This is a genomic window from Micromonospora sp. LOL_024 (genome assembly GCF_048060415.1).
Classification (GTDB): Bacteria; Actinomycetota; Actinomycetes; order Mycobacteriales; family Micromonosporaceae; genus Micromonospora.
Genome location: NZ_JBHMIS010000009.1, coordinates 144,343 through 157,547, shown reverse-complemented (window position 1 = coordinate 157,547; position 13,205 = coordinate 144,343). Strand labels below are relative to the sequence as shown.

The following is a 13,205-nucleotide window of genomic DNA, read 5'->3' as shown; positions in this document are numbered from 1 at the left end:
CGCGAAAAACGCACTGAGTGGGAAGTTAGTAAATGGTACCGGTGAGACGCCCTCCGAACCCGGTAATGCGAACTGTTGCCGCTGCCAGGTCGAACGCATGCCGGAGTCCGGGTGTCACGCCCCGCCGACTAGGGTCTACAGTCCGTGGACGCCATCGACCTCAACCTCGTGGACCTGCTCCGGAGCAACGCGCGACTCTCCTACGCCGAGCTGGCCCGCCAGGTCGGCCTCTCCGCCCCGGCGGTGCACGAACGGGTCGGCAAACTGGAGTCCAGCGGTGTCATCCGGGCCTACCGCGCGGAGGTCGAGCCGGAAACCATCGGCCTGGGCGTGACCGCCCTGATCGGCATCGTGGAGGACTCGGCAGCGGACACCGACGATGTGCTGGAGGCGTTCCGGGCCATCCCGGAGATCGAGTCCTGCTATTTCATGGCCGGTGTCGAGTCCTTCCTGCTCAAGGCTCGGGTGGGCACCATCGCCGAGTTGGAGCAGCTAATCGTGCGGCTGAATCGGACACCCGGGGTCGCCTCCACCCGGACCGGTATCGCGCTGTCGACCAAATGGGAGAACCGCCCGCAGGCAGTGGCCCCGCCGCCGGCATGACCAGGCGCGCGGCGGCTCCGCCGGGCTCCGGGTGCGGCACCGGCTCCGCCGGGCCGGCTTGCTAGGTTTCCGGGCGTGACTCATCTTGACCGGTGCGACGAGACAGGCCGGCGGTGGGTGACCGAGGCGATCGCGGCCGTCGCGGCGGACGCGAACCGGTCGGCCGACACCCACCTGCTGCCCTTCCCGCTGCCCCGGCAGTGGGGAGTCGACCTCTACCTGAAGGACGAGTCGGTCCACCCCACCGGTTCGCTCAAGCATCGGCTGGCCCGTTCGTTGTTCCTCTACGGGCTCTGCAACGGCTGGATCGGGCCGGACACCACGATCATCGAAGCGTCGTCCGGTTCGACAGCGGTCTCCGAGGCGTACTTCGCCCGGATGTTGGGGCTGCCGTTCGTCGCGGTGATGCCCGCCTCCACCTCGCCCGAGAAGATCGCCCAGATCGAGTTCCAGGGCGGCCGGTGTCACCTGGTCCAGGATCCGGCGAAGGTGGTCATTGAGGCACGTTGGCTGGCCGAGGACTGCGGCGGGCACTACATGGACCAGTTCACCTACGCGGAGCGGGCCACCGACTGGCGCGGCAACAACAACATCGCCGAGTCGATCTACGCGCAGCTCGCCCTGGAGCGGCACCCGCTACCGGCCTGGATCGTGGTCGGTGCCGGCACCGGCGGCACCAGCGCCACCATCGGCCGGTACGCCCGGTACCAGCGGCTGCCCACCAAGCTGTGCGTGGTCGACCCGGAGAACTCGGCGTTCTACCCCGCCTGGCAGGCGGCGGATTGGTCGGTACATACCGGACGTGGCTCCCGGATCGAGGGAATCGGCCGGCCGACCGTCGAAGCGTCGTTCCTGCCCTCGGTGGTGGACCGGATGGTGCAGGTACCGGATGCGGCCTCGCTGGCGGCCATGCGGGCCGCCTCAGCGGTGCTGGGTCGGCGGGTCGGCGGGTCGACCGGCACCAATCTGTGGGGCGCCTTCGGCCTGATCGCCGAGATGCTGGCGCAGCGCCGGACGGGCTCGGTGGTCACCCTGATCTGCGACGCGGGCGACCGGTACGCCGACACGTACTACTCCGACGAGTGGGTGGCGGGACAGGCCCTCGACCTGGCTCCGCACCAGGCCACCGTCGAACGCTTCCTCACCAGCGGCGCCTGGCCGGCCTGAGCGGGCGGCCGTACCGTCACCTGGTGGTCGCCCGCTGCACCAGGCCCGGATAGCGCAGCACATAGCCGTCCGGGTCCACCTCGACCTCTGCGCTGAAGCCCCCGTTGACGTACCGGAACCGGCTCGGACCCAACCCGGTGTAGACCTGCTCGGCAGGCAACACCGTCAGGCTCGGCACCAGCACCCAGGCCACGCTGATCCGGTGCCTGGTGTCCACGGGCGCGGTAGTCAGCCCGAGCCGGCGCAGTGGCAGGGTGTTGAACAACGGTGAGCCGCTGAGATCCACGTCGAACGCCTCGGCCAGCCGATCCGGGTCCTCGACTCCGGGCAGCCCCGCCGGCGGGTGCCCACCGCCGGTCAGGACCGCTTCCAGGTCGCCCTGCTCGGCGGCGGTCACCCGCCATCGTTGCGTCGCCCGCTCCAGGCGTACGTTGCGCCGCCACCCGGCGCCCTCAACCTCGACCTCCAGGCGGACACTGCCCCAGTTGGAGTCGGTGGCCACCTGGTAGCGGCAGGTGTAGGGGATCGGGTCGACAGCCAGTAGCGTGCCGCGCGCGGTCAGCCCGTGGTCGTCGTCGACCAGGGCGTGTTCGGCGCCCGCGGTGTCCGTCCGGGTCCACAGCAGCGACTTCGGCGTGGTCGACATGAGCCGGACGTTACGCCACCCGGCCACCTCTGGCAGCCGTTGCGCCCACCACCACCCAACCCCGCCGATCTGGGGCCCTTCGTCGCTGCTGGAGATCCACTAACGACATTGCGCCCTAGATCGACGCGGCGGTTCGGTGGCTGCGGTTCGTGGAGGGGTCAGTGGGTAGGCACTCGTGGGCGCCCACTCGGCACCCGTCGCTCCTCGCGCCCGCGGCCGTCCGAAGATGGCGTTCGGTCACCGAAGCGGCGCTCGCCCCGCGGCTGGTCACCGTAGCGCCGCTCCCGGCTCAGATCGCCACCGGTGGAGCGGTCTCCGTAACGACGTTCGCCGGTGGGACGGTCTCCGTAGCGGCGAGGGCCAGCCGGCCGGCCGTTACGGCGGGACTGCTCGGGCTCCTCTCGCACCGGCACCCCGCTCGGCTCCCGCGCGCCGGTCAGCTCTGCCAGGGCGGGGTCACCGGCGCGGACGCGCGCCTGGGCCGGCTCGACGCCGGCCTTCTCCATCATCGCCAGCGTGGTGCGACGCTGCTTCGGCAGCACCAGGGTGGCCACCGCACCCGTCTCACCCGCCCGGGCGGTACGCCCCGCACGGTGCAGGTAGTCCTTCGAGTCCTTCGGCGGGTCGACGTGCAGGACGAGTGAGACCCCGTCGACGTGGATGCCTCGGGCCGCCACGTCGGTGGCGACCAAAACGTTGGTCCGCCCCTCGCGGAACTCGGCCAGGGTGCGGGTACGCATGTGCTGGGTCTTGCCGCCGTGCAGCCCTCCGGCACGTACTCCGACGGCCGCGAGCTGTGTGACGAGCCGGTCCACGCCGAGTTGGGTACGGGCGAAGACGATGGTCCGTCCGGCTCGCGCCGCGATCGACGCGGTGACTGGGAACTTGTCGTGCGGCGGGATGAGCAGCAGGTGGTGGTCCATGGTGGAGACCGCCGCGGTCGCCGGCGCGGTGGAGTGGGTGACCGGGTCGGTCATGAACCGCCGCACCAGCGCGTCCACGTCACCGTCCAGGGTGGCCGAGAAGAGCAGCCGCTGCGCGTTCGCCGGAGTCTTCGACAACAGGTCGGTGACCTCGGGCAGGAAGCCCATGTCGGCCATCTGGTCCGCCTCGTCGAGGACGGTGATCTCGATGTCGTCGAGTTGGCAGACGCCCCGGTCGATCAGGTCGGCGAGCCGGCCCGGGGTGGCCACCAGGACCTCCACGCCGCGCCGCAGGGCATCGATCTGGCGGTCGTACGGCACCCCGCCGACCGCGGTCTTCAGGAACACTCCGACGGCCTTGCCCAGCGGCAGCAGCGCGTCGTTGACCTGCATGGCGAGTTCCCGGGTGGGCACCAGGACCAGAGCCCGTGGATGCCGCGGCCGGGCCCGCCCACTGGCGGCGATCCGGGCCAGCAGCGGCAGCCCGAAAGCGAGGGTCTTGCCGGAGCCGGTCTGTCCACGACCCAGCACGTCACGTCCGGCGAGTGCGTCCGGCACAGTGGCGCGCTGGATGTCGAAGGGAGTGGTGATGCCTTGCCGGTCGAGGGTACGGACCAGGGGAAGGGGAAGCCCGAGCGACTCGAAGGTGATGGAGGCGTGCGGAGCGGTGGTGCCGGCCGGCTGCGGCTCGGCGGGGAGGTCGTGGGAGAGCGGAAGCAGACCTGGGTCAGCGGAGATGGTCAAGAAAAGCCTTTCGAGCGGGGCGCATCTTCGCGATGTCCCGCCGCGACAGGTCGTCGCCGGATCTTCCGCAAGAACGCCCAAGGGCGCGCGTTGGTCACGCACCGGGTCAGTGATCACCGACTAGTGTACGGCGACCGTCGCGTTCCCACCGGGGCCGTACCTGGGTAGTGGGCGGACTCACCCGCAATCCCCTGCCGCCCGTCACTCAGGCAGGGCCCCGGCCGCCGCTGAACGCGTTGTTCGCAAGTAGTACGACCAGCACACTCATCGACACCAGCAGGATCAGCGCGACCGCCATGACGATCATGACACGGATGTTGCCGCGCGACCTCTCGGCCGGTGTTTCCGTCCATCCCTGGGCCAGGATGTGCCCGGTCAGGGAGCCGGAGTTCTCCTGCTCGCCGGATGGGAAGGCCGCGGTGGCCGAGGCTTCCGCGGCGGCGTAGTAGGCGTTCAGGTCCGAGCCGCCGGGGCGATGCGCTTCGGTCCCCGATGCCCGGCCTTCGCCCCCCGGGTCACCGCCGCTACCGCTACCGCTACCGCTACCACCGCTGTCGGTACCGGCGTTGCCCGGCCCACCCGGGGCCGGTAGTAGGCCCGGACGCGATGACTGCCGGGGCGCCGCACCCGGAGAACCGGGCGCCGGGTCGTCCCGTCGCCCGCCGGGATTGGTCGGTGGCGGCCAGAGCGGTAACGCCGGGGCCGGCACGACGGCGGCCGGGCTGCCCGGTCCGGCGGATGTGCCCGCCTGCGGACCGGCCCCCGGCAGCGCGTCGGAGGGGTCACCGGCGGGCCCGCCCGACCTGGTGGCGGCCGGGGCTGCGGCCCGGCCGGGTGATACGGGGGCCGCAGCGGTGGGTGTCCGGCTGCCGCTGGAGGCTGGTGGGGGCGGGAACGGCGGTGCGGGCATCGGGCCGGGTGGCGGAGGCGGTGCCGGCACGGGTGGGCCTGGCGTCGGCGGCGGCACCGGTGGCGAAGGTCGGGGGCCGGGTGGCGGACCAGGCACCGGTCCCGGTGGGTACGGCGCCGGGCGGGGGGAGGGCGGGTCGGGTACGGGTGCCGGGTGCGGCGCGGGCTCCGGCTCGGGTGCCGGTGGTGCCGGTGGTTGAGCCGGCTGTGGTGGGCGTGCGGGCTCCGGTGGGGCCGCGGGTTCCCGGTAGGCCGGAGCGGAACGGTAGACGCCGGCCGCCTTTCCACCGGCGCCGGCGGACTGTGCCTCGTCCACGCTCACCCGGCTCAGGCTCGGCATCCGGACGCTGGCCCGTACCGGCTTCGGTGATCCGGGCTCTCGCTGACTCGGAACGCCGGCCATGCCTGCCGTCCCACCCGCGTTGCCGGCGGTCGCCGGCCCGGCGGGGGTCGTGGCCCGGTACATGGTGCCTCTGGCGGATCCAGGCAGGCCAGCGTCGGCCGCATCGTCCGGTGGGCGCTGATCGGGTCCACCGGCGGGTACCGCCACCCGGACGACCGCCTGGCCGCGGGCCGGCACCGCAGGTCGTTCCGCTCCGCCGCTGACGGCCGGAACGTCGGCTACCAAGTCGGTCGCGGCCGGCCCGCTGACGGCTGAAGCGGGTGCCGCCGGGCCGTCGACGGCTGAAGCGGGTGCGTCGGCCGTGACCGCCGGGCCAACGGCATCGAAGGCCCCCTCAGCCAACCCTGTGCTGTCGAGGCGGATCGGCCCGGCGGTGGCGGTTGGGGCGGGTGCGGACGCAGGGTCGGCCCGCCCCGCCGGAACCTCGTGCTCGGTCATCGTCGCCCTCCGCGCCACGCTCGCACCCGGACCCGTGGCGCGGGACCGGGAGTGCCTGAGTGACACCGTGCCACATTCCGCCCGTGCGGCACACCCGGAGCGCCCAGAGCCTGCGGGTGTCATCGGCCTTGCCAGCCATGGGCGCCGGTCAGGGGCGTCGCGCAGCGGTCAGCGCCCGCCGACCGTGGAGGGGCTGACCGAGGCGCTCTCCTGCGGGGTGGAGCTGCTGGCAGCCGTGGTCGGGACGGCGCTGCTGGCACCGATCTCCGGTGACGTGGTGCTTGACGGCGTCGGTGGCCGTGAGCTGGAACCGGAGGGCGTCGGTGGCGGTGGGGTGGTGCTTGACGGCGTCGGTGACGGGGAGTTGGAACCGGAGGGGGTCGGCTTCGGTGACTTCGTCGGCTTCGGCGTCGGCTTGGGCGTCGGGGTCGGTGTCGGCTTGGGCGTCGGGGTCGGTGTCGGCTTGGGCGTCGGCGTCGGCGTCGGCTTGGGCGTCGGCACTGCGCCGACCACCCGGGTCGCGGCGTAGAGCCGGGACCAGCGGACGGCCGCGATCCGCACCACGTCGCCGGTGGTCGGCGCGTGGATCATCTTGCCGCCTCCGACGTACATCCCGACGTGGTGGATGCTCTGCCAACTGCTACCGGAGGCGAAGAAGAGTAGGTCGCCGGGGAGAAGCGCGGTCCGCGGCACAGTCCGCGAGCTGGTCCTCCGGTACTGGTCCCGCGAGACCCGGGGCAGCTGGTAGTGGCCGGCCGACCGGTACGCCGCCCACATGAGGCCCGAGCAGTCGAACGAGTTGGGTCCTTCGGCCGCCCAGACATAGGGGTCACCGAGCTGTTTGCGGGCGTAGGCGACGGCGGCCAGCGCCTTGGGATGCGCGACCATCCCGTTGGCCGACTGGTCGACGTAGCCGGTGCCGAGTTGCTGTTCGGCGGCCTCCTGCTGGCGTACCAGCTCGATCAGCTGGGCGGCGTTCTCCTCGCGCAGCTTGATCAGCTTCGCCTCTTCGGCACGCAGCGCCTGCTCGGTGGCGGAGTACTGCTGCTGTGCTCCCTGTAGCCGGGACTGGACCGCGGCGTGTGCCTGGGTGGCCGCCTGCTCCTCGGCGCGGGTGCGGGCCAACTCGCCGTTCGCCGGCCCGGTCGCGTGCTCAGCCTTCTCGCCCCGGTTCGCCCGCCGCAGCAGCTCCAGATCCCGCAGGTCGGTGGCGAAGCCACCGGGTGGCAGCGCGGCGGCCACCTTGATCGCTTCGGCGGCGACCTGGTCGGCACGCTGCTGTGCCTGCTGAACCGCGCCCCGGGCGAATTCGAGGTCGCGCTCCGCGGTGCGGAACTGGACCTCGACCTCGTTGCGCTGCTGTTCCAGTTCGAGCAGCTGGGTACCCAGCTCGGCGACGCGTGCCTCGCCGGCGTTGATCTGCGTTTCGAGCGCGTTGGCACCGGGGGTGCCGACATTCGACGGCGCGCCTGGCGTGCCGCCGACGGGTGCGCCACCCGGCAACTGCAACGAGCCGCTGATGGCAGGGCGGGATCCGGTGTCGGGCACCGTGACGGGCACGCCCGGCTCGGCGTAGGCGGGTGCGGCGAGAACGGCACTGGCGACAGCACCGAGCAGAGCGGACCAGAGCATCGGCCGTAACACCGGAGAGACCACCGGACTCCGTCGCCGCCCGTCCGCGCTGTCGACCATTCCGCTCCCCGTCCGGCTTGCTGTGCCGCGCTGGAAGGCGCAGCGGTTCGGCACGCTACCAGGGTGTGTCGTGCCCCACCCCTGTCTACCTCAATTGGTGCAGCGATGTCGATGTCCGCCCGGGTAACGGGAGCCTGGGAATCAGCTGCCGGTGGACCATGGTGTGAGCTGCGCGTGCGGCCGACGTAGGCTCGGGTGGCGACCGGGATCCGGCCGCGACCGCAGGTGGAAGGGGACGGGCTTTCGATGGACGCCGGACTCAAGCGTGAGCTCGAAGCGAAGGTGTACGCGGGGGAGCGGTTGACCCGTGAGGACGGGATCGCCCTCTACTCCAGCGACGACCTGACCTGGTTGGGTCGGCTGGCCCAGCACAAGCGCACCGAGATGAACGGCGACCGGGTGATGTTCAACGTCAACCGGCACCTGAACCTGACCAACGTCTGCAGCGCGAGTTGCGCGTACTGCTCGTTCCAGCGCAAGCCGGGTGAGAAGGACGCTTACACGATGCGTATCGACGAGGCGGTCCGCAAGGCCAAGGAGATGGAGGACGAGCAGCTCACCGAGTTGCACATCGTCAACGGTCTGCATCCGACGCTGCCCTGGCGCTACTACCCGAAGGTGCTGCGCGAGCTGAAGGCGGCGCTGCCGAACATCAAGCTCAAGGCGTTCACCGCGACCGAGGTGCAGTGGTTCGAGAAGATCAGCGGGCTCAATGCGGACGAGATCCTCGACGAGTTGATGGACGCCGGCCTGGAGTCGCTGACCGGCGGCGGCGCGGAGATCTTCGACTGGGAGGTCCGCCAGCACATCGTCGACCATGCCTGTCACTGGGAGGACTGGTCGCGGATCCACCGCCTGGCGCACAGCAAGGGTATGAAGACCCCGTCGACGATGCTCTACGGCCACATCGAGGAGCCGCGCCACCGGGTCGACCACGTGCTGCGGCTGCGAGAGTTGCAGGACGAGACCGGCGGCTTCCTCGTCTTCATCCCGCTGCGCTACCAGCACGACTTCGTGGACTCGGCGGACGGCAAGGTCCGCAACCGGATCCAGGCCCGGACGACGATGGCCTCGCCGGCCGAGTCGCTGAAGACCTTCGCGGTCTCCCGGCTGCTGTTCGACAACGTGCCGCACGTGAAGTGCTTCTGGGTGATGCACGGGCTCTCGGTGGCGCAACTCTCGCTCAACTTCGGCGTGGACGACCTGGACGGCTCGGTCGTCGAATACAAGATCACCCACGATGCCGACTCGTACGGCACGCCGAACACCATGCACCGGGACGATCTGCTGCACCTGATCTGGGATGCCGGCTTCCGGCCGGTCGAACGGAACACCCGCTACGAGGTGGTCCGCGAGTACGACGCCGCGCCGACGCTCGCGCAGCGCCGGGCCGAGCCGCAGCAGGTCTGGGCCTGAGTCACCGCGTACCCTGGCACGACCATGACCGAGCAGCAGAGTGCGTTTCCCCGCCGGGACGGAGAGGGTCGCATCCGTGCCCTGGGTGACCTGGTTGGTGTCGCCCTCGCCGGGTTGGTCATCGGGCTGCTGGTGTTGGTCCTCTTCGACGGGGCGTTCGCCTGGCTCGGCGCCGGTGACTTCGGTCAGGCCAACGGTTGGATGGCCGTCATCCTGCCCGCCTGGTTCTTCTGGGAGGATTTCCGGGCCTGGGAGTTCGGCGTGCCCCGGGTGGTGGCCGGGCTGGTGGCCGTCGCCGTGGCAGTGGTCTGCGGGCTGCTGCTGGCCGGGCTGACGACCGGGCTGCCGCCGCTGGTCTCCGGTGTGCTCGCCGCGGCGACTTTCACCGTGATATATGCGATGGTCTGGTTTCCCGGCGTCCGCTGGCTGACCAACCGGGCGGGCTGAGACCGGCGGCCGGCAGCAGGACTGAGAACGCCGTCCGCCGGACGGCGATGAACGGAGTGCGATGTGAGCGAGCGGAGCGTACGAACGTGAGCGCGGCGGTCAAGTACACGCTCGGCCGGATCGGGCTGTTCGTGGTCGTGGTGGCGGCCCTCTGGCCGGTCGACCTGGACATCTTCCTGAAGCTGATCCTGGCCCTGCTGTTCTCCGCCGCCGTCTCCTTCTTCCTGCTCAAGGGGTGGCGTGACGAGATGGCCGAGGAGATGGCCGCCGCCGCCGAACGTCGCCGTACGGAGAAGGAGCGGCTGCGGGCCGCGTTGGCCGGCGACGACCAGACCGGGGGCGACACGCCGGCCGGTGGTCAGGTCGACGCCGCTGCCGAGGAGCCAGGCAACCCCCCGGAGCAGGGCCGAGGCCCGGCGGCCTGAGCGGCCCGGAGCGGATCTCGACGCCTGTGGCGTGACCCGTGCTACGGCGCCGGGCTTCGTCGTGTACGGGCCGGAGGAAACATGTTGCCGGCATGAGGATCCGACTGGGATGGACCACGCAACCACAAATGTTGATATGACCATGTGATCGGTGGTGGGCTGTCTGCTACCGAGCGGGGGATCCCGCACCTCGAGGAGTGTGTCTCCATGGTCTTCGGCACCATCCCAATCCGCCGCGCACTGGCGCTCGTCATCGCCGCCGGGCTCGGCCTGCTCACCGTCGCCGCGCCACCTGTCTCCGCCGAACCCGTCCCCAACCGGGACGAACAACCGGCCGCCGTGCCCTACCGGGTGCTCGGCCCGAAGACGCTCGCCGACCGCAACGCGGTCGCCCGTACGGGTGCTGCCATCGACTACTCCGAGCACGGCGTGCTGCACATCTCGGCCACCCGCGCCGAAGCCGCCGCCATCACCGGACTCGGGTTCCGGCTGGAGGCGATCGCCGCACTGCCGACCAATCGTGGTCAGGCTGAGGGGGATGTCGGCATCCTCGGCTTCCCGGCGGCCGACTCCAACTACCACGACTACCCGGAGATGATCGCGGCGGTGAACAAGGTGGTCGCCGACCATCCGACGATCGCCCGGAAGGTCAGCATCGGCACCTCCTACGAGGGCCGCGACCTGGTCGCGGTGAAGATCTCCGACAACGTCGCCACCGACGAGAACGAGCCGGAGATCCTGTTCAACGCGCAGCAGCACGCCCGCGAGCACCTGACCGTCGAGATGGCGATCTACCTGCTCAACCTCTTCACCGACGGCTACGGCTCCGACTCCCAGATCACCAGCCTGGTCAACGGCCGGGAGATCTGGGTCGTGCCGTCGGTCAACCCGGACGGCAGCGAGTACGACATCGCCACCGGCTCCTACCGGTCCTGGCGCAAGAACCGCCAACCCAACAGCGGATCGTCGTACGTCGGCACCGACCTGAATCGCAACTGGAGCTACAATTGGGGCTGCTGCGGCGGCTCGTCCGGCTCCACCTCCTCGGACACCTACCGGGGTCCGTCGGCGTTCTCCGCACCCGAGACGCAGGCGCTGCGCAACTTCGTCAACAGCCGGGTGGTAGGCGGTGTGCAGCAGATCAAGGCCAACATCGACTTCCACACCTACTCCCAGCTGGTGCTCTGGCCGTACGGCTACACGTACAACAACACCGCGCCGGGGATGACCACCGATCAGTACAACACCTTCGCCACCATCGGCCAGCAGATGGCGGCGACGAACGGCTACACCGCGCAGCAGTCCAGCGACCTGTACGTCACCGACGGCAGCAGCATCGACTGGATGTGGGCGACGCACGGCATCTGGGCGTACACCTTCGAGCTGTATCCGGGATCGGCCTCCGGTGGCGGCTTCTACCCGCCCGACGAGGTGATCCCGCAGCAGACTTCGCGTAACCGCGAGGCGGTGCTGATGCTCTCCGAGTACGCCGACTGCCCGTACCGGGCGATCGGCAAGCAGGCCCAGTACTGCGGCAGCGGTGGTGGCGGGACGACGGTCTGGTCCGACACCTTCGAGACCGCGACCGGCTGGACGATCAACCCGAACGGCACCGACACCGCAACCACCGGGCAGTGGGAGCGGGGCGCCGCGCAGACCACCAACTCCAGCGGGGCCAAGCAGCTCACGCCGTACGCGGGCAGCAACGACCTGGTGACCGGCCGGCTCGCCGGCAGCGGCGCGGGCTCCCACGACATCGACGGCGGTGTCACCAGTGCCCGGTCCCCGGCCGTCACGCTGCCCTCCAGCGGCACGTTGACGCTGTCGCTGGCCTGGTATCTGGCGCACGGCTCGAACGCGTCCTCGGCGGACTACCTTCGGGTCAGCGTGGTGCACAACGGCGGCACCACGGCGCTGCTCACCCAGACCGGTGCGGCCAGCAACCGCAACGGTGCCTGGGCGGTGTCGAACCTCAACCTCACCCCGTACGCCGGACAGTCGATTCGGATTCTGGTGGAGGCCGCGGACGCCTCGACGGCCAGCCTGGTCGAGGCAGCTGTGGACAACGTCACCATCACCTCCTCCTGAACGGGACGGGGCCCCGCCACCCCTCGCGCGGGGCCCCGTCTCAGGGATCAAACGGACAAAGGCTGGCGAGCGGCCGTCGCCCGGTGGGCCGCACGTGAGCGGCGCTGGCCTGCGCAACGAGCCGCCGTCCAGGCGTGCGCTACGGTCTTACCGACCCGCCACAGCGAAGCCGGTGCGACACCGGCGCTGTCCCGCAACTGTGATGCCCCGACACCGGGGACAAGCCAGGTCGCCTGGGGCGCGGTCGCGATCCGCGCTCTCGAGGAAGGGCGCCTCGCGGACGGGCGCTCAGGCTCCCTGTCGGCGAAGCACCGCAATCCTCGACCGACAGGAGGACCAATGTTCAGACGTACCCCCCGGGTCTTCGCTGCCACCCTCGCGGTGGCCGCGCTCACGCTCGGCGCCTGCGCCGAGAAGGCCGCCGAAACACCCGCCGCCGGCAGCCCGACCGCCGACGCCTTCCCCGTCACCGTCGGTGACCTGAGGTTGGAGCAGCGGCCCGAGAAGATCGTCTCGCTGTCGCCGACGGGCACCGAGATGCTCTTCGCGATCGGCGCCGGCCCGCAGGTCACCGCCGTCGACGACCAGTCCAACTTCCCGGCCGACGCGCCGAAGACGGACCTGTCCGGCTACCAGCCGAACGCCGAGGCGATCGCCGGCAGGGATCCGGACCTGGTGGTGCTCGCCAACGACACCAACAAGATCGTCGACCAGCTCACCGCGCTGAAGATCCCGGTCTACCTGACCCCGGCGGCGCAGACCCTGGACGACTCGTACCGGCAGCTCAACGAACTGGGCACGCTCACCGGCAACATCGGCGCGGCGGCCGACGTGGTGCAGCGGATGAAGGACGACATCGCCAAGATTGTCGCCGAGGTGCCGCAGCGGGTGAAGGCGCCCACCTACTTCCACGAGTTGGGCCCGGAGCTGTACACCGCCACCAGCAAGACCTTCATCGGCTCGGTCTACACCCTCGCCGGGCTGGAAAACATCGCCGACGCGGCCGACGCCGACGGCAAGAGCGGCGGCTACCCACAGCTGTCCCAGGAAGTGATCGTCAAGGCCAACCCGGACTTCGTCTTCCTCTCCGACGTCACGTGCTGCCAGCAGAGCATCGAGACGGTCAAGGCCCGCAGTGGCTGGTCCAGCATCGACGCGGTGCGAGACGACCAGATTGTGGAACTCGACGACGACATCGCCTCCCGCTGGGGACCGCGCGTGGTGGACCTGCTGCGCACCATCGTGGACGCCACCGCGAAGGTGTCCGAGTGACGACGGACGGCAGTCGTTAACAAGGGACCCTG

Annotated in this window: 11 protein-coding genes and 1 riboswitch; of the genes, 7 read left to right on the top strand and 4 right to left on the bottom strand. The window is 70.6% G+C overall.

Translation table 11 applies throughout. The annotated features are described in order from the left end of the window. Positions 1-144 precede the first annotated feature (144 nt). Both ACFHWY_RS13260 and ACFHWY_RS13255 read left to right on the top strand, forming a co-directional pair. Complete coding sequence (locus ACFHWY_RS13260; protein ID WP_416580464.1) at positions 145-603, top strand: Lrp/AsnC family transcriptional regulator; 459 nt, start codon at positions 145-147, stop codon at positions 601-603. A gap of 75 nt (positions 604-678) precedes the next feature. Continuing rightward, complete coding sequence (locus ACFHWY_RS13255; RefSeq protein WP_416580463.1) at positions 679-1,770, top strand: PLP-dependent cysteine synthase family protein; 1,092 nt, start codon at positions 679-681, stop codon at positions 1,768-1,770. Positions 1,771-1,786: 16 nt separating this feature from the next. Here the strand turns inward: ACFHWY_RS13255 and ACFHWY_RS13250 are convergent, their stop codons facing one another. The 4 genes from ACFHWY_RS13250 to ACFHWY_RS13235 all read right to left on the bottom strand — a co-directional run bounded on the left by ACFHWY_RS13250 (position 1,787) and on the right by ACFHWY_RS13235 (position 7,525). Then, complete coding sequence (locus ACFHWY_RS13250) at positions 1,787-2,416, bottom strand: putative glycolipid-binding domain-containing protein (protein ID WP_416580462.1); 630 nt, start codon at positions 2,414-2,416, stop codon at positions 1,787-1,789. Positions 2,417-2,574: 158 nt separating this feature from the next. Beyond that, complete coding sequence (locus ACFHWY_RS13245) at positions 2,575-3,990, bottom strand: DEAD/DEAH box helicase (RefSeq protein ID WP_416580495.1); 1,416 nt, start codon at positions 3,988-3,990, stop codon at positions 2,575-2,577. Between the two features lie 298 nt (positions 3,991-4,288). Next, positions 4,289-4,993 carry a hypothetical protein gene (locus ACFHWY_RS13240; protein ID WP_416580461.1) on the bottom strand — a complete coding sequence of 235 codons (705 nt, stop codon included), beginning with the start codon at positions 4,991-4,993 and terminating at the stop codon, positions 4,289-4,291. A gap of 1,008 nt (positions 4,994-6,001) precedes the next feature. Next, complete coding sequence (locus ACFHWY_RS13235) at positions 6,002-7,525, bottom strand: NlpC/P60 family protein (protein WP_416580460.1); 1,524 nt, start codon at positions 7,523-7,525, stop codon at positions 6,002-6,004. A 246-nt stretch (positions 7,526-7,771) separates the two neighbouring features. Here ACFHWY_RS13235 and mqnE point away from each other — a divergent pair, with 246 nt between their 5' ends. From mqnE to ACFHWY_RS13210, 5 genes are all read left to right on the top strand, one after another. After that, positions 7,772-8,941 (top strand): aminofutalosine synthase MqnE, encoded by a 1,170-nt coding sequence (gene mqnE, locus ACFHWY_RS13230; protein ID WP_416580459.1) that lies wholly within the window; start codon positions 7,772-7,774, stop codon positions 8,939-8,941. Positions 8,942-8,965: 24 nt separating this feature from the next. After that, positions 8,966-9,388 (top strand): hypothetical protein, encoded by a 423-nt coding sequence (locus ACFHWY_RS13225; RefSeq protein WP_416580458.1) that lies wholly within the window; start codon positions 8,966-8,968, stop codon positions 9,386-9,388. A gap of 86 nt (positions 9,389-9,474) precedes the next feature. Next, positions 9,475-9,813 carry a DUF4229 domain-containing protein gene (locus tag ACFHWY_RS13220; protein ID WP_416580457.1) on the top strand — a complete coding sequence of 113 codons (339 nt, stop codon included), beginning with the start codon at positions 9,475-9,477 and terminating at the stop codon, positions 9,811-9,813. A 207-nt stretch (positions 9,814-10,020) separates the two neighbouring features. Continuing rightward, positions 10,021-11,901, top strand: a complete 1,881-nt coding sequence (locus ACFHWY_RS13215; RefSeq protein ID WP_416580456.1) for a M14 family zinc carboxypeptidase — start codon at positions 10,021-10,023, stop codon at positions 11,899-11,901. 168 nt (positions 11,902-12,069) lie between these two features. Continuing rightward, positions 12,070-12,130: riboswitch (cobalamin riboswitch) on the top strand. A gap of 110 nt (positions 12,131-12,240) precedes the next feature. Beyond that, complete coding sequence (locus tag ACFHWY_RS13210; protein WP_416580455.1) at positions 12,241-13,173, top strand: ABC transporter substrate-binding protein; 933 nt, start codon at positions 12,241-12,243, stop codon at positions 13,171-13,173. The last annotated feature ends 32 nt before the right edge of the window (positions 13,174-13,205 follow it).